The organism is Mesorhizobium loti R88b, assembly GCF_013170845.1.
GTDB lineage: Bacteria > Pseudomonadota > Alphaproteobacteria > Rhizobiales > Rhizobiaceae > Mesorhizobium > Mesorhizobium loti_B.
Genome location: NZ_CP033367.1, coordinates 4,321,458 through 4,342,999, shown reverse-complemented (window position 1 = coordinate 4,342,999; position 21,542 = coordinate 4,321,458). Strand labels below are relative to the sequence as shown.

General features: G+C 61.2%; 24 protein-coding genes. 13 read left to right on the top strand and 11 right to left on the bottom strand.

Annotated features, from left to right (window positions below):
* Nucleotides 1-10 precede the first annotated feature (10 nt).
* Nucleotides 11-544: a hypothetical protein gene (locus tag EB235_RS21110; protein ID WP_027029105.1), complete on the top strand. Its 534-nt coding sequence runs from the start codon at nt 11-13 to the stop codon at nt 542-544.
* Nucleotides 545-705: 161 nt separating this feature from the next.
* On the top strand, nt 706-1,335 hold the full coding sequence (locus EB235_RS21105; RefSeq protein WP_027029106.1) for a MarC family protein: 630 nt from the start codon (nt 706-708) through the stop codon (nt 1,333-1,335).
* Nucleotides 1,336-1,359: 24 nt separating this feature from the next.
* Here the strand turns inward: EB235_RS21105 and EB235_RS21100 are convergent, their stop codons facing one another.
* Both EB235_RS21100 and EB235_RS21095 read right to left on the bottom strand, forming a co-directional pair.
* Nucleotides 1,360-1,785 (bottom strand): OsmC family protein, encoded by a 426-nt coding sequence (locus EB235_RS21100; RefSeq protein WP_027029107.1) that lies wholly within the window; start codon nt 1,783-1,785, stop codon nt 1,360-1,362.
* Nucleotides 1,786-1,919: 134 nt separating this feature from the next.
* Nucleotides 1,920-2,441 carry a single-stranded DNA-binding protein gene (locus EB235_RS21095; RefSeq protein WP_027029108.1) on the bottom strand — a complete coding sequence of 174 codons (522 nt, stop codon included), beginning with the start codon at nt 2,439-2,441 and terminating at the stop codon, nt 1,920-1,922.
* A 227-nt stretch (nt 2,442-2,668) separates the two neighbouring features.
* Between EB235_RS21095 and EB235_RS21090 the strand changes: the two genes are divergently transcribed.
* From EB235_RS21090 to EB235_RS21050, 9 genes are all read left to right on the top strand, one after another.
* On the top strand, nt 2,669-2,983 hold the full coding sequence (locus EB235_RS21090; protein WP_027029109.1) for an ArsR/SmtB family transcription factor: 315 nt from the start codon (nt 2,669-2,671) through the stop codon (nt 2,981-2,983).
* Nucleotides 2,980-3,450 (top strand): SRPBCC family protein, encoded by a 471-nt coding sequence (locus EB235_RS21085; RefSeq protein ID WP_027029110.1) that lies wholly within the window; start codon nt 2,980-2,982, stop codon nt 3,448-3,450. The genes EB235_RS21090 and EB235_RS21085 overlap by 4 nt, the downstream gene beginning before the upstream one ends.
* A gap of 21 nt (nt 3,451-3,471) precedes the next feature.
* A complete protein-coding gene (locus EB235_RS21080) occupies nt 3,472-4,077 on the top strand; it encodes an ATP-dependent Clp protease proteolytic subunit (RefSeq protein WP_027029111.1) in 606 nt (201 codons plus the stop codon).
* Nucleotides 4,078-4,165: 88 nt separating this feature from the next.
* Entirely contained in the window at nt 4,166-4,465 is a 300-nt protein-coding gene (locus EB235_RS21075) for a hypothetical protein (RefSeq protein ID WP_032925367.1), read from the top strand.
* A 694-nt stretch (nt 4,466-5,159) separates the two neighbouring features.
* Complete coding sequence (uvrA, locus tag EB235_RS21070; RefSeq protein ID WP_027029112.1) at nt 5,160-8,081, top strand: excinuclease ABC subunit UvrA; 2,922 nt, start codon at nt 5,160-5,162, stop codon at nt 8,079-8,081.
* Complete coding sequence (locus EB235_RS21065) at nt 8,081-8,491, top strand: DUF302 domain-containing protein (protein ID WP_032925368.1); 411 nt, start codon at nt 8,081-8,083, stop codon at nt 8,489-8,491. The genes uvrA and EB235_RS21065 overlap by 1 nt, the downstream gene beginning before the upstream one ends.
* The gene (locus EB235_RS21060; RefSeq protein ID WP_027029113.1) at nt 8,488-8,952 is read left to right on the top strand and encodes a GNAT family N-acetyltransferase; all 465 of its coding nucleotides are present in this window, start codon (nt 8,488-8,490) and stop codon (nt 8,950-8,952) included. The genes EB235_RS21065 and EB235_RS21060 overlap by 4 nt, the downstream gene beginning before the upstream one ends.
* Nucleotides 8,953-8,995: 43 nt before the next feature.
* The gene (locus EB235_RS21055; protein ID WP_027029114.1) at nt 8,996-9,802 is read left to right on the top strand and encodes a DUF72 domain-containing protein; all 807 of its coding nucleotides are present in this window, start codon (nt 8,996-8,998) and stop codon (nt 9,800-9,802) included.
* Between the two features lie 180 nt (nt 9,803-9,982).
* A complete protein-coding gene (locus EB235_RS21050; RefSeq protein ID WP_027029115.1) occupies nt 9,983-11,131 on the top strand; it encodes a GGDEF domain-containing protein in 1,149 nt (382 codons plus the stop codon).
* Between the two features lie 44 nt (nt 11,132-11,175).
* Here the strand turns inward: EB235_RS21050 and EB235_RS21045 are convergent, their stop codons facing one another.
* The 6 genes from EB235_RS21045 to urtA all read right to left on the bottom strand — a co-directional run bounded on the left by EB235_RS21045 (nt 11,176) and on the right by urtA (nt 17,369).
* Nucleotides 11,176-11,352 carry a hypothetical protein gene (locus tag EB235_RS21045; protein WP_080680721.1) on the bottom strand — a complete coding sequence of 59 codons (177 nt, stop codon included), beginning with the start codon at nt 11,350-11,352 and terminating at the stop codon, nt 11,176-11,178.
* A 261-nt stretch (nt 11,353-11,613) separates the two neighbouring features.
* Nucleotides 11,614-12,309, bottom strand: a complete 696-nt coding sequence (urtE, locus tag EB235_RS21040; RefSeq protein ID WP_013895283.1) for an urea ABC transporter ATP-binding subunit UrtE — start codon at nt 12,307-12,309, stop codon at nt 11,614-11,616.
* A 69-nt stretch (nt 12,310-12,378) separates the two neighbouring features.
* Nucleotides 12,379-13,125 (bottom strand): urea ABC transporter ATP-binding protein UrtD, encoded by a 747-nt coding sequence (gene urtD / locus EB235_RS21035; protein ID WP_027029116.1) that lies wholly within the window; start codon nt 13,123-13,125, stop codon nt 12,379-12,381.
* 6 nt (nt 13,126-13,131) lie between these two features.
* A complete protein-coding gene (gene urtC, locus EB235_RS21030) occupies nt 13,132-14,367 on the bottom strand; it encodes an urea ABC transporter permease subunit UrtC (protein WP_027029117.1) in 1,236 nt (411 codons plus the stop codon).
* Complete coding sequence (urtB, locus tag EB235_RS21025) at nt 14,364-15,980, bottom strand: urea ABC transporter permease subunit UrtB (protein ID WP_027029118.1); 1,617 nt, start codon at nt 15,978-15,980, stop codon at nt 14,364-14,366. Before urtB ends, urtC begins: the two co-directional genes overlap by 4 nt.
* A gap of 108 nt (nt 15,981-16,088) precedes the next feature.
* Nucleotides 16,089-17,369, bottom strand: coding sequence for an urea ABC transporter substrate-binding protein (urtA, locus tag EB235_RS21020; protein WP_245268748.1), 1,281 nt, complete (start codon nt 17,367-17,369; stop codon nt 16,089-16,091).
* Between the two features lie 344 nt (nt 17,370-17,713).
* Between urtA and EB235_RS21015 the strand changes: the two genes are divergently transcribed.
* On the top strand, nt 17,714-18,121 hold the full coding sequence (locus EB235_RS21015; protein WP_027029120.1) for a hypothetical protein: 408 nt from the start codon (nt 17,714-17,716) through the stop codon (nt 18,119-18,121).
* A 124-nt stretch (nt 18,122-18,245) separates the two neighbouring features.
* On the opposite strand, the gene EB235_RS21010 is transcribed toward EB235_RS21015, so the two are convergent.
* The 3 genes from EB235_RS21010 to EB235_RS21000 all read right to left on the bottom strand — a co-directional run bounded on the left by EB235_RS21010 (nt 18,246) and on the right by EB235_RS21000 (nt 20,876).
* Nucleotides 18,246-19,817 (bottom strand): GMC family oxidoreductase, encoded by a 1,572-nt coding sequence (locus EB235_RS21010; protein WP_027029121.1) that lies wholly within the window; start codon nt 19,815-19,817, stop codon nt 18,246-18,248.
* A gap of 49 nt (nt 19,818-19,866) precedes the next feature.
* On the bottom strand, nt 19,867-20,397 hold the full coding sequence (locus EB235_RS21005) for a hypothetical protein (protein WP_027029122.1): 531 nt from the start codon (nt 20,395-20,397) through the stop codon (nt 19,867-19,869).
* 83 nt (nt 20,398-20,480) lie between these two features.
* The gene (locus EB235_RS21000; RefSeq protein WP_027029123.1) at nt 20,481-20,876 is read right to left on the bottom strand and encodes a VOC family protein; all 396 of its coding nucleotides are present in this window, start codon (nt 20,874-20,876) and stop codon (nt 20,481-20,483) included.
* 231 nt (nt 20,877-21,107) lie between these two features.
* Here EB235_RS21000 and EB235_RS20995 point away from each other — a divergent pair, with 231 nt between their 5' ends.
* Nucleotides 21,108-21,413 carry a ribbon-helix-helix domain-containing protein gene (locus EB235_RS20995; RefSeq protein WP_027029124.1) on the top strand — a complete coding sequence of 102 codons (306 nt, stop codon included), beginning with the start codon at nt 21,108-21,110 and terminating at the stop codon, nt 21,411-21,413.
* Nucleotides 21,414-21,542 lie beyond the last annotated feature (129 nt).

Below are 21,542 nucleotides of genomic sequence, written 5' to 3'. Positions count from 1 at the left end.
GACCGCAGCCATGTTCGACCCCTTTGCCGAAGCCCTGCACAGTCCCGGACCGATCAGCGGGCTCGGTGAAAAACTGAACCTTTACGGTCGTTTCGTCGGCGCCTGGACCTTCGACGCCTCACGCCACCTCGGGGATGGCACCGTGCTGACCGGGCGTGGCGAGGTGCATTTCGGCTGGGTGCTTGAAGGCCGCGCCATCCAGGACGTCTGGATCCTGCCCGCTCGCGACGCCGGCCCCTCGCCGTCTCTGGGACCATGGACTTTCTATGGCACGACGCTGCGGGTCTACGATCCCGGCGCGGACGCGTGGCACATTTTCTGGAGCGATCCGCGCAACCGGTATTTCAGCCGCCAGCTCGGCCGCGCCGAGGGCGACACGATCGTGCAGGTCGGCTCCGACGGCACCGGCTCTTCGGTACGCTGGAGCTTTTCGCGGATCACGAAAGACAGCTTCCGCTGGCTCGGCGAGCGCTCGCACGACAATGGCCAGACATGGCGGCTCGAGGTCGAGTTCCTGGCGCGGCGAGCGAATGAAGATCGATAAGCTTTTGAAAAGTCTATCGAAATAGTAGGTAACGATCCTTCGCGCTGTCCCACCAGCATAAAGGCTGAGCCTGGCATTTCACGGCCAGAGCCTGTTTTCAGTGCTCCCGCTTTGCTCTACCAATACCGTGGTGCGGGCTCGGCCCGGCGGGAGGGTCAGCGATGCCGAGTTTCGACAGCCTGTTCAATGCCTTCGTCACCATTCTCGTGACCATTGATCCGCCCGGGCTGGCGCCGCTGTTTCTCGCCGTGACACGCGGCATGAACCGCGAGGAGCGCCGGCAAGTCTCTGTTCGCGCCTCGATCATCGGTTTCCTAGTGATGGCGCTGTTTGCAGTCGCCGGCGCATCGATCCTGTCGGTGTTCGGCATCACACTGCCGGCCTTCCGTGTCGCCGGCGGCTTTTTGCTCTTCTTCATCGCCTTCGAAATGGTGTTCGAGCGCCGGCAGGATCGCAAGGAGAAGATCGGCGACGTCGCCATCACCAAGGACATGATCCACAACATCGCCGCCTTCCCGCTGGCGATCCCGCTGATCGCCGGTCCCGGCGCCATTTCGGCGACGGTGCTGCTCTCCGGCTCGTTTCAGGGTTTTGCCGCGCAAGCCGCACTGGTCGGCATCATCTTCGTCTGCCTCGCCATCACCTATCTGGTGTTCGTGCTGTCGGAGCGCATCGACCGCATCCTCGGCCAGACCGGCCGCTCGATCCTGACCCGCCTGTTGGGGGTCATTCTGGCGGCGCTCGCCGTGCAGTTCGTGGCGGATGGCATCAAGGCGCTGATGGCGGGTTGAGCGGTAGTCCCTGCCCTACTGCCCTCACTTCGCTGCCGTATCAATCACTTCAAAATCATGCGTGATCGTGGCCGTCTTGGCCATCATGGCGGAGGCCGAGCAGTATTTTTCGATCGACAGATCGATCGCCCGCTTGACCTTGTCCGACGACAGCGCCCGGCCCCTGACGATGAAATGCATGTGGATGCGTGTGAACACCCTTGGATCGGTCTCGGCCCGGTCGGCATCGAGTTCGACGACGCAGTCCTCGACCGCCTCGCGGCCCTTCTCGAGGATATGGACGACATCATAGGCCGAACAGCTGCCGGTGCCGATCAACATCAGTTCCATCGGGCTTGGCCCCGGCGTCTTGCCGTCAGGGCTGGAGGCTGTGCCCAGCACGATCTTGTGGCCGCTGCCGGACTCGCCGACGAAGGTGCGCTCTTCGACCCATTTCACCCGTGCCTTCATCGCTCTGCCCTTTCAGTCCTTTGATCCCAGATCAACATTCTTGATCCCAAATCAACAACGCAAAACCCCGAAAGTCCATGCAGGACCCTCGGGGCATATTGATCACTCGATGTCAGCCGTTGGTATTGCTTCGATCAGAACGGAATCTCGTCGTCCAGCTCGCGCGACGAACCGCCACCGCCACCGCCCCTGGGAGCGCTGCCGCCACGGTTGAAGCTCTCGCTTGGGCTGGACTGGCCGAAATCGGAACCACGGCTGCTGCCGCCACCGGCATAGCCGCCGACCTGACCGCCCTCGCCCTGACCGCGCGCGTCGAGCATCTGCAGCTCGCCACGGAATTTCTGCAGCACGACTTCTGTCGTGTACTTGTCGGCACCGGTCTGGTCCTGCCATTTGCGCGTCTGCAACTGGCCCTCGACATAGACCTTCATGCCCTTCTTCAAATACTGCTCGGCCACCTTGGCGATGCCCTCATTGAAAATGACGACATTGTGCCACTCGGTCTTTTCCTTGCGCTCGCCGGAATTCTTGTCGCGCCAGCTTTCCGACGTGGCGATGCGGATGTTGACGACCGGCTCGCCCGAGTTCAGGCGCCGGATTTCAGGGTCGGCGCCGAGATTGCCGACCAGAATGACCTTGTTGACGCTACCCGCCATGATATTTCTCCGCGCTCATCCGAAAACTAAATTTTGTCGCAGCACCTTACAGGTTGCAGACGTCCGCCGCCTGCTAAGGCTGGCTTTTCCCACAAGGTTTTTGTTCCCTTTTCGTTCCTATATGCATCACCGCTGATTGTCAAGGAATGGCAGCAATGACCGAGGCCATCATATGGGTTTCAAAACAGCACTTGCCAAATTGATAAGTATCGACTTATGCTTTTGTCATGATCGAAGCAGAGATTTTCCGCGCCCTGGCCGACCCGACGCGCCGCGCCGTCTTCGAGCGTCTCGCCGCAGCCGAGATGAGCGTGTCGGAATTACGCAGCGGCCTGACGGTATCGCAACCGGCCGTGTCGCAGCATCTGGCGGTGCTGCGTGGCGCCGGCCTGGTGGTCGAGCGGCGGGCCGGCCGCAACGCCTATTATCGCGCCGATCCGCAGGGACTTGCTCCCTTGCTCTCCTGGATCGACCGCTACCGGACCTTCTGGCCGGAGCGCATCGAAAAGCTGAAGACGGTTTTGAAAGACATGGATCAATGAACAGCAAAAACGAAATCGCCGCCGATGCGCTCGAGTTCGAATACGATCTCGCTGAACCTCCGGAAAAGGTATGGCGAGCGCTGACCGTGCCGGAACTGCTTGCCGCCTGGATGATGCCGAACGACATCAAACCGCAAGCCGGCGGCAATTTTACCTTTGCCGGGCCGGACACCGCGATTGAATGTGAAATCCTCGACGCCGAGCCGGAACGCCTATTGCGCTATTCCTGGCGCGAGCAGCCACGCGATGCGTCGCGACAGGACCCGCTCGACAGCACCGTTACCTTCACACTCGCCCGCACCGTTTCCGGCGGCACGCATCTGCGCATCGTCCATGACGGCTTTGCCGGGAAAGCGATGCCTGCTGTTGCCATGGCGGGCGCCGGCTGCCGGCTCTCGCTGGGTTTGAGCGGTACTGGAAAGCCCATCGCCGCCAACACACCGCACCTTCTGCTGCGCGCGGCCTGAACACGGAATCGGAGACAAAAAATGAGCGGTATTGCCAGTCTGGTGCCGATGGTGATCGAGCAATCGAGCCGCGGCGAGCGCGCCTTCGACATTTTCTCGCGGCTGCTGCGCGAGCGCATCGTGTTCATCAATGGCGAGATCAACGACGACGTCTCGGCGCTGGTCTGCGGGCAGCTTCTGTCGCTGGAGTCAGACAATCCCGACAAGGAGATCTCGCTCTACATCAACTCGCCAGGCGGCGTGGTGACCAGCGGGTTCGCCATCTACGACACGATGCAATATATCAGTTGCCCGGTGTCGACCGTGTGCATGGGTTTTGCCGCGTCGATGGGGTCGTTCCTGCTGATGGCCGGCACGGCGGGGCGCCGCATCGCGCTGCCCAACGCCACCATCCTGCTGCATCAGCCGCTGGGCGGCTTCCAGGGCCAGGCTTCCGACATTCAGCGCCATGCGGAGCGCATCGGCAAGACCAAACGCCATATGGCGGAGCTCTATGCCCAGCATTGCGGCCGCAGCTATGAAGAGGTCGAGCGCACGCTGGACCGCGACCATTTCATGACGGCCCGCGAAGCCCAGGCATGGGGCATCGTGGACCACGTCTTCGACACCCGCAAGAAAGCGGCATAGGCTAAAGCGACATGGGATTCCTGGCCGCTGTCGAAGATTTGACGATACCTGTCTGGTTCCGGTGGCGGCTCATCCCTATAATCCTGGAATGACCGACACTCATCCCTTCAGAGCATCCCGTAGCCTTATCGCGGCTGCAGTAATCGCTATTGCTGGCCTTGCGTCTGGCACGGCACTCGGCGAGGACGCCTCATCATCGGCGCAGAAAGGCGCCCTGCCTGGTGTGACCGGCGATTATCGCATCGCCAAACCGGCTCCGGTGCCGGAACCGGACGACGCGTTTCCAAGCGATGGAAACGGCACGTTCAAGATCGGCAATACCGATCTCAGGATTTCCGGTAGCATCACGATCGACGCTGCCACGGGTGGGTTCAAGCCTCGGCGGTAAGCTGCCTCCGCCAGGCCAGCCATTCCCCAAAAAATCAGCCCCGCCGTGCCTAGGCAAACGGACGGGGCTTGTCTGGATATCAAATCCATTTTTGCCGGGAGTGTACTGCCGGCGTTTGATTTCGGATGCTTCGCGGCGTCAGCCGACGATCCGACTAGCAGTCTCTGATTTTTGGGGGATACGGCAGGTCACGGTTTGTCGGGCGGCGCAAACGCTCGGCCCTGGCACTTATGCCTGCCGCGGCTCCAGTGATACCTGGAACCCTAGGGGACTGTCAGGTGGCGTCATGGCTCCGCTCCTCTGTCCGTTGCGACATTGTCGTCCCGAAGCACAAATCGCAGATGCCTGCGGCGTCTCGCAGACCGCCCCCTGGGCGGCGAGGCCATCAAAAGACGGCCGGCTTAGTTTGACTTTTGGAGACTGCTCCCCTGAGTCGGAGACGTCAACCTTCAATAGCCGGTTACGGAAAAAAGTGATCGCGGGACACATGGCGGAGCCGGGCTGGTACACAGGATTTGTCAGGAGCGTGTTCGGCCTTTGTTCTTTCCGCTTGCCCCCTCGCGCGAAAGACGGTTAAACGAATTCGTCGAGAATTGTGGCGTCTCTCGACGTGGCGGCAAAAACACCTACATAGGGGATGGCCGGGAAAAACCCGCCAATCCCACGAATTCCAGATTTGAGGCGGCGACCGGCGATGGCCGACCATAAATACCTTTCCATTCGCGGGGCGCGCGAACACAATCTGAAGAATGTCGATCTCGACCTGCCGCGTGACAGCCTGATTGTCATGACCGGCCTGTCGGGCTCCGGCAAATCGTCGCTCGCCTTCGACACCATCTACGCCGAAGGCCAGCGCCGCTATGTCGAGAGCCTGTCGGCCTATGCCCGGCAATTCCTCGAAATGATGCAGAAGCCTGATGTCGACCAGATCGACGGCCTGTCGCCTGCCATCTCCATCGAGCAGAAGACGACATCGAAGAACCCGCGCTCGACGGTCGGCACCGTCACCGAGATCTACGACTACATGCGCCTGCTGTTTGCGCGTGTCGGCATCCCCTATTCGCCGGCCACCGGCCTGCCGATCGAGAGCCAGACGGTTTCGCAGATGGTCGACCGCGTGTTGGCGGTCGAGGAAGGCACGCGCCTGTTCATCCTGGCGCCGATCGTGCGCGGCCGTAAGGGCGAGTACCGCAAGGAATTGCTGGAACTGCAGAAGAAAGGCTTTCAGCGCGTCAAGGTCGATGGCGTCTTTTACGAAATCGCCGATGTTCCGGCGCTGGACAAGAAGTACAAACATGATCTCGACGTCGTCGTCGACCGCATCGTGGTGCGCGGCGATCTGGCGACAAGGCTTGCAGATTCCATCGAAACAGCGCTGAAGCTCGCCGACGGCCTTGCGGTGGCCGAATTCGCCGACAAGCCGCTCGATTCGAGCCAAACCGGCGAGGATTCGGTCAACAAATCCAAGAACGAGACGCATGAGCGCATCCTGTTCTCGGAGAAATTTGCTTGTCCGGTGTCCGGCTTCACCATTCCGGAGATCGAGCCCAGGCTGTTCTCGTTCAACAATCCGTTCGGCGCTTGCCCGACCTGCGACGGGCTCGGCAGCCAGCGCGCCATCGATCCCAACCTCGTCGTGCCCGACGAGAACGTGTCGCTGCGTGACGGCGCCGTCAGCCCGTGGGCGAAGTCGACTTCGCCCTATTACGTGCAGACCCTCGAAGCATTGGGCAAGGCTTACAATTTCAAGCTCAGCGACAAGTTCAAGGATTTGAGCACAGAAGCCCAGGACGCGATCCTGCGCGGCACCGGCGAGCGCGAAGTCACCTTCCAGTATGATGACGGGCTGCGCTCCTACAAGACGACCAAGACTTTCGAAGGCGTCATCCCCAATCTCGAGCGGCGCTGGAAAGAGACCGAATCCGCCTGGATGCGCGAGGAGATCGAGCGCTTCATGTCGGCGACGCCCTGCCCTGTCTGCAAGGGCTATCGGCTGAAGCCTGAGTCGCTGGCGGTGAAAATCGCTGGAAAACATATCGGCGAAGTCACCGAGCTTTCGATCCGCAAAGCCGACCAGTGGTTCACCGACCTGCCGCCACATCTCAACGCCCAGCAGAACGAGATCGCGGTGCGCGTGCTCAAGGAAATCCGCGAGCGGCTGCGCTTCCTCAACGATGTCGGGCTCGACTATCTGACGCTGTCGCGCAATTCCGGCACGCTGTCGGGCGGCGAAAGCCAGCGCATCCGGCTGGCATCGCAGATCGGCTCTGGCCTCACCGGCGTTCTCTATGTGCTGGACGAGCCGTCGATCGGCCTGCACCAACGCGACAACGCCCGCCTGCTCGATACGCTGAAGCATTTGCGCGACATCGGCAACACGGTGATCGTCGTCGAGCATGACGAGGACGCCATCCTGCATGCCGACTATGTCGTCGACATGGGCCCGGCCGCCGGCATCCATGGCGGCGAGATCATCGCCCAGGGCACGCCGCAGCAGGTGATGGCCAATCCCAATTCGATCACCGGCAAATATCTGTCGGGCGCGCTTGAAGTCGCCACACCTGGTGTACGGCGTGAGGCGAAGAAGGGCCGTCGGCTGAAGGTCGTCGGCGCGCGCGGCAACAATCTGAAGAATGTCACCGCCGAAATCCCGCTCGGCACCTTCACCGCCGTCACCGGTGTGTCGGGCGGTGGCAAATCGACCTTCCTGATCGAGACGCTGTTCAAGGCGGCCTCGCGCCGCATCATGGGTTCGCGCGAGCATCCGGCCGAGCATGACCGCATCGAGGGCCTGGAATTCCTCGACAAGGTCATCGACATCGACCAGTCGCCGATCGGCCGCACGCCGCGTTCGAACCCGGCCACCTACACCGGCGCCTTCACGCCGATCCGCGACTGGTTCGCCGGTCTGCCCGAAGCCAAGGCGCGCGGCTATCAGCCGGGACGCTTCTCGTTCAACGTCAAGGGTGGCCGCTGTGAGGCCTGCCAGGGCGACGGCGTCATCAAGATCGAGATGCACTTCCTGCCCGATGTCTACGTTACCTGCGACGTCTGCCACGGCAAGCGCTACAACAGGGAGACGCTCGACGTGCTGTTCAAGGGCAAGTCGATCGCCGACGTGCTCGACATGACGGTCGAGGAAGGCGTCGATTTCTTCGCCGCCGTGCCCGGCGTGCGCGACAAGCTCGACACGCTGAAGCAGGTTGGGCTGGGCTACATCCATATCGGCCAGCAGGCGACGACGCTTTCGGGCGGCGAAGCGCAGCGTATCAAGCTGGCGAAGGAACTGTCGCGCAAGGCGACCGGCAAGACGCTCTACATCCTCGACGAGCCGACCACCGGCCTGCATTTCCACGACGTCGCCAAGCTGTTGGAAGTGCTGCATGAACTGGTCGACCAGGGCAACACGGTGGTGGTTATCGAGCACAATCTCGAAGTGATCAAGACCGCCGACTGGGTGCTCGACCTCGGCCCGGAAGGTGGCGACGGTGGTGGTGAACTGGTTGCCCAGGGCACACCGGAAGCCATCGTGCGCGAAAAGCGCAGCTACACCGGGCAGTTCCTCAAGGAACTGCTGGAGCGCCGCCCCGGAGGCAAACGCGAAGCGGCCGAGTGATGGCTGAAAATGGTCTCATCACGGTCGAAAGCCGCTTTGGTGTAAGCGAAACCGTCGATCGCCTGGCTGAGGCGGTCAAGCGCGCGGGCCTGCTTGTGTTTGCCCGCATCGATCATGCAGCCGGCGCGCGCGATGTCGGCGCGTCGTTGCGGCCAACCGAACTGCTGATCTTCGGCAACCCCAGAGGTGGCACGCCGCTGATGCAGGACAAGCAGCTTGCCGGCATCGACTTGCCGGTAAAGGCGCTGGCCTGGGAGGATGAGGACAGCAAGGTCTGGCTTTCCTACAATGATGCGAACTGGATCGCCGAGCGCCATGGACTGGGCGATGCCAGCCATGCCGCAGTCGCGGCGATTGCCGCCGGCATGGAAAGGGTGATCGCCGCTGCCGCTGGACTGGAGCAATCATGAGGCTTGCCCGCTCCGAAGATCTCGCCGCGATCGTCGCGCTGACCGAAGCGGCCTACGCGCCCTACAACGCCATACTCGACGCGCCACCGATCCCGGTTACCGAGGACTATGCCCCGCGCATCGAGGGCCGCGAGGTCTGGCTGCTGGAGAGCGACGGCGAACTGGCCGGGGCGCTCACACTGGAGCGGCATGAGGATCACGCCATGATCTTCTCCGTCGCGGTGTCGCCGGCCTTCCAGGGCAAGGGTTTTGGCATAGAGCTGCTCAATCACGCGGATCAGCAGGCTCGGCTGTGGGGCCTGCCGGAGATCCGGCTCTACACCAATGCGAAAATGGAACGGAACATCGCGCTCTATCTCGCCTACGGCTATCGCGAAACGGGTCGCCGGCCCAATCCGTATCGGCCAGGCTGGGTGCTCGTCGACATGGCGAAGGCGGTCGACGAGACCACGACGGCCTGATTTTTCTGAACTCGGCCAGACTTTCTAAACTGGGAGGACGACAATGAGCAAATCGGGAACAATCCGCTCTGGCATGGGTGGCTGGACCTTCGAGCCCTGGGACACATCGTTCTATCCGGACAAGCTTTCGAAGGCCAAGCAGCTGCAATATGCCAGCCGGCAGGTGCCAAGCATTGAGGTCAACGGCACCTATTATTCCAGCTTCAAGGAGCCGACCTTCGTCAAATGGGCAGCTGAGTCGCCGGACGGTTTCGTCTATGCGCTGAAGGGCAATCGCTTCGTCACCAACCGGCGCGTGCTGGGCGAAGCCGGTGAATCGATGATGCGGTTCCTCGGCTCCGGCGTTGCCGCGCTCGGCGACAAGCTCGGGCCGATCCTGTGGCAGTTCGCGCCGACCAAGAAATTCGATCCAGACGATTTCGAAGCTTTTTTGAAACTGCTGCCGGAAAAACAGGATGGCGTCGCCCTGCGCCACGCGCTGGAAGTGCGCAACGACAGTTTCATCGTGCCGGAGTTCGCAGCGCTTGCCCGTAAATACAAGGCGGCGATCGTCTATGCCGACCATGCCAAATATCCCGATATCGCCGACATCACCGGCGATTTCATCTACGCGCGGCTGCAGACCGGCTCGGACGACAATCCCGATTGCTACACGCCGAAGGGTCTCGATGAATGGGCGGCGCGTGTGAAAATCTGGGCGGAAGGCAAGCAGCCAGCCGATCTGCGGCGCGCCGATCCAGCCACCGACGCACCGGTGCAGCCACGCGACGTGTTCGTCTACTTCATCACCGAGGGCAAAGTACGCGCGCCGCTTGGCGCCATGGCGCTGATGAAACGCGTGGCCGGCTGACGAGCACCGCTGGATCTGGCCACACGCTATGCGCGAGACGCGTACGCGTTATACGCGTAGCAGAGGCTCTATTCGTGGCATCTTCGCTACCATCGTAACCTTATCGACACTTCCTTCCTGCATGAATAAGGCGACGCCAAGCCGCAGAGCTGGAGCCGCCGCCGGCAGGGAAAGAGGGGCATGTCGCTCGACTACACTTCACTTCTGCTGGCTGTCGGTTTCTCCGCCGCTTGCCTCAGCCTGACATTGTTCGGCATGTGGCTGACCGCCCGCTCGGAAAAATTCCTGCTGACATGGGCGATCAGCCTGGTGTTCGTGGTCGGCGATATCTTTGTCTATGACGCCTATATCGACATGCCGGGGCGCCTGCTCGGCATAGCCACGCTTGCTTTGTTGCTGCTCGGTTTCTCGACCATGCTGGGTGCGGCCTACCAGTTCCGAACCGGCGGCTCGCCGCTGCCGCGGGCGATGCTGGGCTGCGTTTCGCTGGCGGTGGCGCTGCCTGCCATGGCTTTGGGCTATGATGGCCTCGGCTTCATGTTCGAGAACATGTTCGCTGCCTTGCTCCTGTTCGCGACGGCGCTCGAATACTGGAGAGGCCGCGACGAAGCTCCTGCCCTGACGATCGGCATCACCGCGCTCTATTCGGCCACGGCCACCTCTTTCGCGCTCTGCGCCATGGTTCTTGCCTGGGATGGAAAACTGATCCTCGGCCATGCACCAAGCAACTGGGCAGAGGAGCTCAGCCTCATCGTGGTTATCGCCAGCATGACGGGTATTGGCGCCCTGTCGCTTGCCCTCAACCAGGGGCGCCTGGCCAGGCACCACCGCCGCAACGCCTTGACCGATCCCCTGACCGGCCTGCTCAACCGGCGCGCGTTGTTCGACATGCATGGCAGTGTGCCGGTCGGTGCCTTCACCGCGGTGGTCGTCTTCGACCTCGACAATTTCAAGGCCATCAACGACGAATTCGGCCACGCGGCCGGCGACGAGGTGCTGAAGGTGTTTGCTGGCGAGCTTGCCGGCAATCTTCGCCAGACCGACGTTGCCGCGCGCATGGGCGGCGAGGAATTCGCACTGGTGTTGAAGCGCACCCTGCCGCAAACGGTTGAGGAAGCAGCAGAACGCATCCGGACCGCTTTCGCAACGCGCCTGATAGAGACCGAAACCGGCTCCCTGACATGCACGGTCAGCGCCGGGTTTGCGTTTGGCAGCAAAGAGGGCCTCAGCTTCGACAAGGTGCTCAGCGCCGCCGACAAGGCGCTCTACGACGCCAAGCGCGGCGGCCGCAACCGCGTCACCGCCTCTCCATTCCGACGCGCTGGCTGACCGCGCGTATCGATACCGTGCAAGTGATTGTTGGATAGCGGCTCTTATGCCGCCATGACGATCTCGTTGAAGGCATCAAGGTCGACATAAAACACCTTGGTGATCTCATCTATCAGATCATCGTAATCGCAGCCCTGCGACCTCAAGATGTTGATGGCGGCGATGATGTCGACGCGTTCTGTAAGCCGCCGCTTCTGGTAGTCTTCGACGTAACGTTCCATGGCTGTCCCTTAGCCTGTGTGCTCAAACGCGTTGAACGACAGAGATCGCAGGAGGGAAGCTAGGAAGCCTTGCTTGCGTGAAACTTGCCCAGGCCGCGCCTCGATCTGCGATAAACCAGACTGATACGGAAGCGGCCGACTCACAAAGCCAAGAAAAGACTAGCACGCGATATTGCGCATGCCAGAGACGCATATGACGGATGGAAGAAATATTGGACTTGCCAAGGGCCTCGGACCGCCGTCGGAAGTCCAGCGCCGATTCTAGACAGTAAGGAACTTGCGAACATCAGCGCGGTCTAAATCTTCCGCTGGCCCGGTGTGGACGATCTGGCCACGGTCCATGATGTTGACCTCGTCGGCCAGCTCACGGCAGAAGTCCAGATATTGTTCGACCAACAGCACGGCAATACCGGCCTGGTCGCGCAAATAGCGGATCGCCCGGCCGATATCCTTGATGATCGACGGCTGGATGCCTTCCGTCGGCTCATCCAGCACCAAAAGTTTCGGCCGCATCACCAGCGCCCTGCCGATCGCCAGTTGCTGCTGCTGGCCGCCGGAGAGATCGCCGCCGCGGCGACCAAGCATCTGCTTCAGCACCGGAAACAGCTCGAAGACATGCGCCGGCACGTTGCGGTCGGCACGCTTCAACGGCGCAAAGCCCGACTCGAGGTTTTCGCGCACCGTGAGCAGGGGAAAGATCTCCCTGCCCTGCGGCACGAATGCGATGCCCGACCGGGCGCGATCATACGCCGCGCTCCGGTCGAGCGCCTTCCCCTCGAAGGCAACGCTTCCGCTCGTCAGCCGGTGGTGGCCGACGATCGATCTCATCAAACTGGTCTTGCCGACGCCGTTGCGGCCTAGCACGCAGGTGATCTTGCCCGCGCCCGCCTTCAGCGACACGCCGCGCAGCGCCTGAGCCGCACCGTAGTGGAGCGTGGCGTTGGAAACTTCGAGCATGTCAGCGCCTTTTCCAGAAGCGGAGGAAAGACAGATCGAAGCGATGGAATTGCACACGCCACATCATGCTCATCTCCCCAGATAGACTTCGACGACGCGCTCGTCGGCCGACACGAAATCGAGTGTGCCTTCGGAGAGCACCGAGCCCTCATGCAGGCAGGTGACCTTGACGCCGAGTTCGCGCACGAAATGCATGTCGTGCTCGACGACGATGACCGAATGGTCGCGCGCGATGTCCTTGAGCAGCCGCGCGGTCTCCTCCGTCTCGGCATCGGTCATGCCGGCCACCGGCTCGTCGACCAGAAGCAGCTTCGGGTCCTGCGCGAGCAGCATGCCGATTTCGAGCCACTGTTTTTGGCCGTGGCTGAGATTGGCCGCCAGATCGTAACGCTTGCCGCCGAGCCTTATGATGCCGAGAATATCGTCGATCTGCCGCGCTTCGGCGGCCGAGCGGCGGTGGAACAGCGCCGGGAAGATCGAACGCGGTCCCTTGAGCGCCAGCATCAGGTTTTCCTCGATCGTGTGGCTTTCGAAGACCGTCGGCTTCTGGAACTTGCGGCCGATGCCCATCATGGCGATCTCGGCCTCATCATGCTTGGTGAGATCGATCTGGCCGTCGAAGAACACCTCGCCCTGGTCCGGCCGGGTCTTGCCGGTAACGATGTCCATCATCGTCGTCTTACCGGCGCCGTTGGGGCCGATGATGGCGCGCATCTCGCCCTTGTCGAGCACCAGCGACAGATTGTTGATCGCGCGAAAGCCGTCGAAGGAGACCGAGACGCCGTCGAGATAGAGGATGGTATTCGACTTGCTCATGGTCGCTTACTCCGCCGCCTGCGGTTCAGGGTCGGACCAGGACCATTCGCCTGGATTTCTCGCCGGCGAGCGCGCGGGCTTCGAGGTCGCGTGCGCCGCTCCAACCTCGGTGCCGGCTTCTTCAGCGACGGATGCCGCGCGCAACGCCTTGGCATTGCCGCGCCAGGAATCCCACATGCCGATAACGCCCTTCGGCAAGAACAGCGTGACGGCGACGAATAGGCCGCCGAGCGCAAAAAGCCATAGTTCAGGGAGCAAGCCGGTGAACCAGGATTTGCCGGCATTGACGAGCAGAGCGCCGATGATCGGCCCGACAATGGTGCCGCGCCCGCCTACGGCAGCCCAGATCACCACCTCTATCGAATTGGACGGTTCGAACTCGCCAGGATTGATGATGCCGACCTGCGGCACGTAGAGCGCGCCGGCAATGCCGGCCATGACGGCCGACACGGTGAAGGCAAACAATTTCACGTTCTCCGCGCGCCAGCCGAGGAAACGCGTGCGGCTCTCGGCGTCGCGAACCGCCATCAACAGCTTGCCGTATTTGGAACCGACGATCGCCCATGTGACGAACACGGCAAATGCGAGCATCACAGCGCTTGCGGCGAAAAGGGCCGAGCGAGTTGCGTCAGCCTGCACGTTGAAGCCCAGAATATCCTTGAAATCGGTCAGGCCGTTATTGCCCCCGAACCCCATGTCGTTGCGGAAGAAGGCCAGCAGCAGCGCATAGGTCATCGCCTGGGTGATGATCGAGAGATAGACGCCGGTGACGCGGCTGCGGAAAGCGAACCAGCCGAAGACGAAAGCGAGCAGGCCGGGCACCGCGAGCACCATGATCGCGGCGAACCAGAAATGGTCGAACCCGGTCCAGAACCAGGGCAGTTCCTTGTAGTTCAGGAAAACCATGAAATCAGGCAGGATCGGATTGCCATAGACGCCGCGCGAGCCGATCTGGCGCATCAGATACATGCCCATCGCATAGCCGCCGAGCGCGAAGAAGGCGCCATGGCCGAGCGAGAGGATGCCGCAATAGCCCCAGACAAGATCGAGCGCCAAGGCAAGCAGCGCGTAGCAGAGATATTTGCCGGTCAGCGCCACGATATAGGACGGGATGTAGAAGGTGCTGGTCGGCGCAACCGCCAGGTTGAGCACCGGCACGATGATCGCCACTGCCAGCAGGAGGAAGATGGTGATGGCGATGCGGCGGTCCGCGCCGGCGGCGAAGAAGCGTCCCGTGATCATGCTTCCACCGCCCTGCCCTTGAGCGCGAAGAGGCCGCGCGGGCGCTTCTGGATGAACAGGATGATCAGCACCAGCACGACGATCTTGCCGAGCACGGCGCCGGCATAGGGCTCGAGCACCTTGTTGACGATACCGAGCGAAAAGGCGCCGACCAGCGTGCCCCAGAGGTTGCCGACGCCGCCGAAGACGACGACCATGAAACTGTCGATGATGTAGCCGCGGCCGAGATTGGGCGAGACGTTGTCGATCTGGCTGAGCGCCACACCTGCGATGCCTGCAATGCCGGATCCGAGCGCAAATGTAAGCGCATCGACCCATGGCGTCTTGATGCCCATCGAGGCGGCCATGCGCCGGTTGGCGGTGACGGCACGCATCTGCAGGCCCCAGGGCGTGCGTTTCATCACGTAGAGCAACACGCCAAAGACCGTGAGCGCGAAAACCAGGATCCACAGACGGTTCCAGGTAACAGCAAGCTGGCCGACATTGAACGAGCCCGACATCCACGACGGGTTGCCGACTTCCTGGTTGGTCGGACCGAAGATCGAGCGCACCGCTTGCTGCAGGATCAGCGAGACACCCCAGGTCGCCAGCAGCGTCTCCAGCGGCCGCCCATAGAGGAAGCGGATGACGCCACGTTCGATGACGAGGCCGACAAGTGCGGCGACCAGGAAGGCGAGCGGCAGAGCGATGACCAGTGACCAGTCGAACAGGCCAGGATAAGAGGTGCGGATCACCTGCTGGACGACGAAGGTCGTGTAGGCGCCGAGCATGACCATCTCGCCATGCGCCATGTTGATGACGCCCATGACGCCAAAGGTGATGGCAAGGCCGATTGCCGCCAGCAGCAGGACCGAGCCCAACGAAATGCCGTACCAGATGTTCTGGCCGGCATCCCAGAAAGCCAGCGTCGAATTGATGCTCGCGATTGCGGCCGTCGCCGCTTCCTTGACCGCTCCAGAGGCGTTGGCCTCGACGGAGGTGAGCAGCGACACCGCGTCACGGTCGCCACGCGCACCGATCAGGGCGATCGCGGCGAGCTTGTCTGCTTCTGGCTTGTCCGAAACCAGCACGGAAGCGGCACGCGCCTGTTCCAGGAGAGCCTTGACGCTCGCCACGGTTTCACTGGCGATCGCTGCGTCGAGCGGCCCGATATTGGCGGCGTCCGGTGTCTTGAACATGGTGTCGGCGGCGGCGATGCGGACAGTCGGATCCTTGGAACCAAGCGTCAACGTGCCCAATGCATCGCGGATGTTGCGGCGCAAGGTGTTGTTGACGCCGATCTGGGTTAAGTCATCCGCGGAAGCCTCGCCCGCTGCCTCGCCGCTCAGCGGGTCAAAAAGCTGGACGTTTTCGTCGCCTTCCTTGCCGACAAACACCATCGAGTCGGCCGTGCGAATGTAAAGATTGCCGTCCGCCAATGCAGCAAGCGGCCGTTCGACGGCCGGATCGCCAGTGGCTGTCAACTCTTGAACGACAGCGCCCGTCTCGGAAAAGTCCGTCACTGTCGCGAATTTGGCGATGATGGCACGCAGATCGGCTTCCGCAGCGCCCGAAGACGACAGCGTCGCCAGCAGGAACAAGAGCGTCAGGCCCATCGCATGGAAAATCTTCATCGGTTTTTGGTGACCCTTGAAGGTTGAGATGGGCGTCCGGACGGTGGAGGAAACCGTCCGGACGCACGCGGTCTTGGGCATGGACCTCAAGGTCCAGCCCTGGGAGGATCAGTTGGTGCCCTTGCCGCCGCACTTGCCGGTTTTGACGTTGAAGTTGCCGCAGCTGAGCGGCGCGCGCCAATCGGAAATCAGGTCCTTGGAATCGGGCAGGTAGTCGGACCATTCGTCGCCCATCACCAGGCCCGGCGTCTTCGAGACCGTCTGGAACTGGCCGTTGGCCTGGATTTCACCGATCAGCACCGGCTTGGTGATGTGGTGGTTCGGCATCATCGTCGCATAGCCGCCGGTCAGGTTCGGCACCGAAACGCCGATCATGGCATCGATGACCTTGTCCGGATCGGTGGTCCCGGCCTTTTCAACCGCCTTCACCCACATGTTGAAGCCGATATAGTGGGCTTCCATCGGGTCGTTGGTGGTGCGCTTGTTGTTCTTGATGAACTTGTGCCAGTCGGAGATGAACTTCTTGTTCTCGGGCGTATTGACGCTCTCGAAATAGTTCCAGGCGGCGAGATGGCCGACCAGCGGCTTGGTGTCGAGACCGGCGAGCTCTTCCTCGCCAACGGAGAAGGCCATGACCGGGATGTCCTCAGCCTTGATGCCCTGGTTGCCGAGTTCCTTGTAGAACGGCACGTTGGCATCACCGTTGACGGTCGAGACGACGGCGGTCTTCTTGCCGGCCGAACCGAACTTCTTGATCGCCGAAACTTCGGTCTGCCAGTCGGAGAAGCCGAACGGCGTGTAGTTGGTCATGATGTCTTCAGCGGGAACCCCCTTCGACTTCAGATAGGCTTCGAGAATCTTGTTGGTGGTGCGTGGATAGACATAGTCGGTGCCTTCCAGCACCCAACGCTTCACCGAGCCGCCGTCCTTGCTCATCAGATAGTCGACGGCAGGGATAGCCTGCTGGTTCGGAGCGGCACCCGTGTAGAACACGTTGCGTTCGCTTTCCTCGCCCTCATACTGGACGGGATAGAACAGGATGTTGTCGAGTTCGGAGAACACCGGCAGCACCGATTTGCGCGACACCGAGGTCCAGCAGCCGAACACTGCCGCCACCTTGTCCTTCGAAATCAGCTCGCGCGCCTTTTCGGCGAACAGCGGCCAGTTGGAAGCCGGATCGACGACGACGGCCTCCAGCTTCTTGCCGAGCAGGCCGCCCTTGGCGTTCTGCTGCTCGATAAGCATCAGCATGGCGTCCTTCAGCGTCGTCTCCGAAATCGCCATGGTCCCCGACAGCGAATGGAGAATGCCAACCTTGATCGTGTCCTCGGCCGCCCTGGCGGGTGCGGACATCAGCAGGCCGGCGGCGACCACGCTTGCCGAAAACATTTTTGTTATTGTAGAGAAACTACCCCTCATACCGAAGACTCCCAAGCTGGTTGATTGCACCGCAACAATACAATGCAACCCCCATGCCAACTGCTCGGGCGATATTGTGAAAAGAAAAATATCCTAATGTTCTCAATCGGTTGTTATATTAGTTTGTATAAATGTAAGAAAGCCGGTTAACAATTGGTTGAGGGAAATTTGCGCAGCGCAAAAAGGCAATTGCCTAATTTTCGCCCAAATCGGACACGTGCCTATATTTTGATCCCAACAGCCAAATCGCAAACAGCGGATGTTGCGGCACAGAGCGTAAATAGGGCAAGCTCCCCCTCCAACCGGGCGACGTCATGGCATCCCTGATTTCACACATCTTTCTCGGCATGGCGCTTCTGGCGGCAGTGACCGGCGCCGCCCGAGCCGACTTCAGCGACGGCAAGATGCCAGACGGCACCTATCACTGCGAAGTCTACCTGCTCGGCATGTTCCTCAACCTTGGCGACATCACCATCAAGGGAAATGTCTACACCGGCCCAGTCACATTCGGGGCCGCCCTGCAGGCTTACAACTATCAGATGGATGCAAACGGCGTCATCTCGTGGCTCGGACCGCTCGGTGGCTACACCGCCGGCGGCAACGCGCTGTCGATGACCCAGGCAACGCTGGATGGCGAGAGCCCTCCCTCCTTCGACATCATCATGAAACAGCCCGACGGCGCCTTCACCGCCTCGACCTGCACCAGGGGCATGGCTCAATAGATGCTTGTCGGGCGCAACCACCGGCTCTGTAAGCAGCAAGCACGGGCGCCGGTCGTGACCTGGCTTCCAACAAAAAAGCGGAACGCGTTTTTTTCGCGTTCCGCCTGGAGGTTTGGGAGGTGCGTTAGATCGTCTTTGCCGACATTTGCGACGCGATGTAGTCGGCCTGGCGGATCGCCAGCGACACGATGGTCAGGGTCGGGTTTTCGGCGGCACCCGTCGTGAACTGGCTGCCGTCCGACACGAACAGGTTCTTGATGTCGTGCGTCTGGCCATGCTTGTTGACGACGCCGTCTTCCGCCTTCTCGCTCATCCGGTTGGTGCCGAGATTGTGGGTCGAGGGATAGGGTGGCGTCGGAAAGGTGCGTGTGGCGCCAACCGCATCGTAAAGCGCTGTGGCTTGCTTGTAGGCATGGTCGCGCATCGCCGTGTCGTTGGGGTGGTCGTCGAAATGCACGTCGGCAATAGGCATGCCGTGAGCGTCCTTCTCGTCCTTGTGCAAGGTGATGCGGTTTTCCTCGCGCGGCATGTCCTCGCCGACAATCCACAGGCCAGCCATATGGTCGTAATGGTCGAGCGCGGTGGTGAAGGATCGGCCCCAGCCGCCAGGATTGAGGAAAGCCGCCATGAACGGCAGGCCGAGCGACAGCGTCTCGAACTCGTAGCCGCCGACAAAACCGCGCGATGGATCATGGCGCGCCTCGTCGCGGATGATGCCGGCCATGGTGGTGCCGCGGTACATGTGCACCGGCTTGTCGAAGATGGCATAGACCGAACCGGTGGTGTGGCGCATGTAGTTTTTGCCCACCTGCCCCGACGAGTTGGCGAGCCCATGCGGGAACTTGGCCGACTGCGAATTGAGCAGCAGGCGCGGGCTCTCGATGGAGTTGCCGGCGACGGCGACGATGCGAGCCTTCTGTTCCTGCAGCTTGCCGTCCTTGTCGGCGTAGACGACACCGGTCACCTTGCCTGAGGCATCGTGGTTGATCTTGATCACCATGGCGTTCGGCCGGACTTCGAGATGGCCTGTCGCTTCGCCCTTGGGGATTTCGGTATAGAGCGTCGACCATTTGGCGCCCCATTTGCAGCCCTGGAAGCAGAAGCCGGTCTGCTGGCAGGAATTGCGGTCGTCGCGCTCGACGGAATTGATCGCCATGTTGCCGGTATGGCATTCCTTGTAGCCGAGCTTGTCGGCGCCGGCCTTCAGCACCTTGAAGTTGTTGTTGCCCGGCAAACGCGGCCAGTTATTGGTTCCGGTGACGCCCATCTTGGCTTCCGCCTTAGCGTAGTACGGCTCCATTTCGGCCAGCGTGACCGGCCAGTCCAAAAGGTTCGCGCCTTCCAGCTTGCCATAGGTCGACGCGGTCTTGAACTCATGCTCCTGGAAGCGCAGCGAGGCGCCGGCCCAGTGCGTGGTCGAACCGCCGACCGATTTGACGATCCAGGCCGGCAGGTTCGGGAAATCCTTGGCCACGCGCCAGTCGCCGGACGTCGTGCGCTTGTCCGTCCAGGCCAACTGGGCGAACGAACCCCACTCATCGTTGATGAAGTCTTCATATTCGTGGCGCGCGCCGGCCTCGAGGATGACGACGTCGATGCCTTTCTGCGCCAGTTCGTTGCCGAGCGTGCCGCCGCCGGCGCCCGAGCCGATGATGACGACAACACCGTCGTTTTTCAGATCAAATGAAACTGCCATGGTTTCCTCCCATGAATTCCTGTTTGCGGGTTACTGGAACGATCGAGGCTCAGAGCCACTCGATGTCGCTGAAACCGCGCGCGATATAGCCGCCCTTGGAGTAGGACTCGCCCTCGTAGCCGAAGATCGGCCACACCTCCTGCTGATTGTAGAGGCTGACCACCAGGCCGCCGCGAACCGTCTGGAAGAAAGGCGTCTTCTCTATCTCGGTGAGCAGCGCCACACGCTGCTCCTCCCAGCCGAGCCCTCGATAACCGCCCATGCCGGCCTTTTTGTCGAGTTCGGCAATTCCCTTCTCGATCAGCTCCTTGTGGGCGGGATCCTTGGCGGCCGTCTCGTCATGACCTTTGACGGCGATAGCGTAATATTTGTCCGGCACCTGGTCATGCGGGTAGATATCGCGCGCCACCTGGATCAGCGTCGCCATCGTCTCGGGCTTCAGCGTTGAGGTTTCCAGCCCCCAGGCCTGTTCCGGGTTGATGACGGCGCTGCCGGAGATGACGAGCAGCGCACCGATGCTGCCGCGCTTGAGAAGTTCACGACGCGAAAGTCCAGGCTTCCCGTCATAGATCGTGACCATTTGTTTCCTCCCTGCTTGCTATTTGCACCCCTAGGAGTGCCGTTGCTGGCGTCCGCGCCGATGGGCACGGCCGAATAATCCCCCTATTGGAAGCGTCCTCCACGCTGCAGGACCTCGATCTTGTAGCCGTCGGGATCCTCGATGAAGAAAAAGCGGGCGATGAGCGTACCGTCGCGGTTAAACTCGACGATCTTCTTTGGGTTGAGGCCGAGCGCACCGATACGGTCGTGTTCACTGTCGAGGTCGGCGACCGAAACGGCGAGATGGCCGTAACCGTCGCCAAGTCCGTAAGGCTCGCTCCGGCCCTTGTTCACGGTCAGCTCTAGCTCGAACCCTGTCTCGGCATTGCTGAGATAGATGAGTGTGAAGGTCTCGAAGTCCAGCCTGTCGGCGATATCGAGCCCAAAAGCGTTTCTGTAAAAATCAACGGATCGGGCCTCCTCGAGAACCCGGATCATGGAATGAATCGCCTTCGCCAAATCAGTCTCCGCAATGATGTGTGGAACCGATTATGAGCGGCACGCGGAAAAGATGGTGGCAGCCGGTTACCACGCCCAAAAGCGTGAATTATTCCGCGAAATGCGATACGGACGAAAGTCCGATTGCGGTCACGGCTTTTTTGCCGGAAAGTGATACCGGGGATGAGTTGCGCTGCAGCGATGCAATGCGGTCCATCCACCCAAGACCAACAAGCATGGGAGGTTTGTCGGATGTGCAGGGTATTTGCGGGCCAGGATCCCGAAGGCTATCGTCAGATCAACCGGTCGATCCGTATCGACGGGCACTCGACCAGCATCCAGCTCGAAGCCACGTTCTGGGCGCTGCTCGACGAGATCGCGGACAGCCAGGGTTTGACCACGCCCAAGTTCATTTCGAAGCTCTATGACGAAGCGATCGAGATCAATGGCGCCATTCCGAACTTCGCGTCGATGCTGCGCACTACCTGCGCGCTCTACCTGCGCGGCCACCGGCCAGGCATGGACGAGCAGATGGTGCCGAAGCGGCGGGCCGCCTGATTATCTGGAGAGCAATCCGCCGTTTCCGTGAAACGGTGAACTGATCTAGAGTAATTCCAGGAAAAGTGTGAAGCGGTTTTCCGTCCGGAATTGCGTCAAAACAATGAGTTAGAGCATTTTGCCGTTTCC

Coding starts and splice junctions, on each gene's coding strand:
- EB235_RS21110 (WP_027029105.1), top strand. CDS start 11: ATGTTCGACCCCTTTGCCGAAGCCCTGCACAGTCCCGGACCGATCAGC.
- EB235_RS21105 (WP_027029106.1), top strand. CDS start 706: ATGCCGAGTTTCGACAGCCTGTTCAATGCCTTCGTCACCATTCTCGTG.
- EB235_RS21100 (WP_027029107.1), bottom strand. CDS start 1,785: ATGAAGGCACGGGTGAAATGGGTCGAAGAGCGCACCTTCGTCGGCGAG.
- EB235_RS21095 (WP_027029108.1), bottom strand. CDS start 2,441: ATGGCGGGTAGCGTCAACAAGGTCATTCTGGTCGGCAATCTCGGCGCC.
- EB235_RS21090 (WP_027029109.1), top strand. CDS start 2,669: ATGATCGAAGCAGAGATTTTCCGCGCCCTGGCCGACCCGACGCGCCGC.
- EB235_RS21085 (WP_027029110.1), top strand. CDS start 2,980: ATGAACAGCAAAAACGAAATCGCCGCCGATGCGCTCGAGTTCGAATAC.
- EB235_RS21080 (WP_027029111.1), top strand. CDS start 3,472: ATGAGCGGTATTGCCAGTCTGGTGCCGATGGTGATCGAGCAATCGAGC.
- EB235_RS21075 (WP_032925367.1), top strand. CDS start 4,166: ATGACCGACACTCATCCCTTCAGAGCATCCCGTAGCCTTATCGCGGCT.
- uvrA (WP_027029112.1), top strand. CDS start 5,160: ATGGCCGACCATAAATACCTTTCCATTCGCGGGGCGCGCGAACACAAT.
- EB235_RS21065 (WP_032925368.1), top strand. CDS start 8,081: ATGGCTGAAAATGGTCTCATCACGGTCGAAAGCCGCTTTGGTGTAAGC.
- EB235_RS21060 (WP_027029113.1), top strand. CDS start 8,488: ATGAGGCTTGCCCGCTCCGAAGATCTCGCCGCGATCGTCGCGCTGACC.
- EB235_RS21055 (WP_027029114.1), top strand. CDS start 8,996: ATGAGCAAATCGGGAACAATCCGCTCTGGCATGGGTGGCTGGACCTTC.
- EB235_RS21050 (WP_027029115.1), top strand. CDS start 9,983: ATGTCGCTCGACTACACTTCACTTCTGCTGGCTGTCGGTTTCTCCGCC.
- EB235_RS21045 (WP_080680721.1), bottom strand. CDS start 11,352: ATGGAACGTTACGTCGAAGACTACCAGAAGCGGCGGCTTACAGAACGC.
- urtE (WP_013895283.1), bottom strand. CDS start 12,309: ATGCTCGAAGTTTCCAACGCCACGCTCCACTACGGTGCGGCTCAGGCG.
- urtD (WP_027029116.1), bottom strand. CDS start 13,125: ATGAGCAAGTCGAATACCATCCTCTATCTCGACGGCGTCTCGGTCTCC.
- urtC (WP_027029117.1), bottom strand. CDS start 14,367: ATGATCACGGGACGCTTCTTCGCCGCCGGCGCGGACCGCCGCATCGCC.
- urtB (WP_027029118.1), bottom strand. CDS start 15,980: ATGAAGATTTTCCATGCGATGGGCCTGACGCTCTTGTTCCTGCTGGCG.
- urtA (WP_245268748.1), bottom strand. CDS start 17,369: ATGTTTTCGGCAAGCGTGGTCGCCGCCGGCCTGCTGATGTCCGCACCC.
- EB235_RS21015 (WP_027029120.1), top strand. CDS start 17,714: ATGGCATCCCTGATTTCACACATCTTTCTCGGCATGGCGCTTCTGGCG.
- EB235_RS21010 (WP_027029121.1), bottom strand. CDS start 19,817: ATGGCAGTTTCATTTGATCTGAAAAACGACGGTGTTGTCGTCATCATC.
- EB235_RS21005 (WP_027029122.1), bottom strand. CDS start 20,397: ATGGTCACGATCTATGACGGGAAGCCTGGACTTTCGCGTCGTGAACTT.
- EB235_RS20995 (WP_027029124.1), top strand. CDS start 21,108: ATGTGCAGGGTATTTGCGGGCCAGGATCCCGAAGGCTATCGTCAGATC.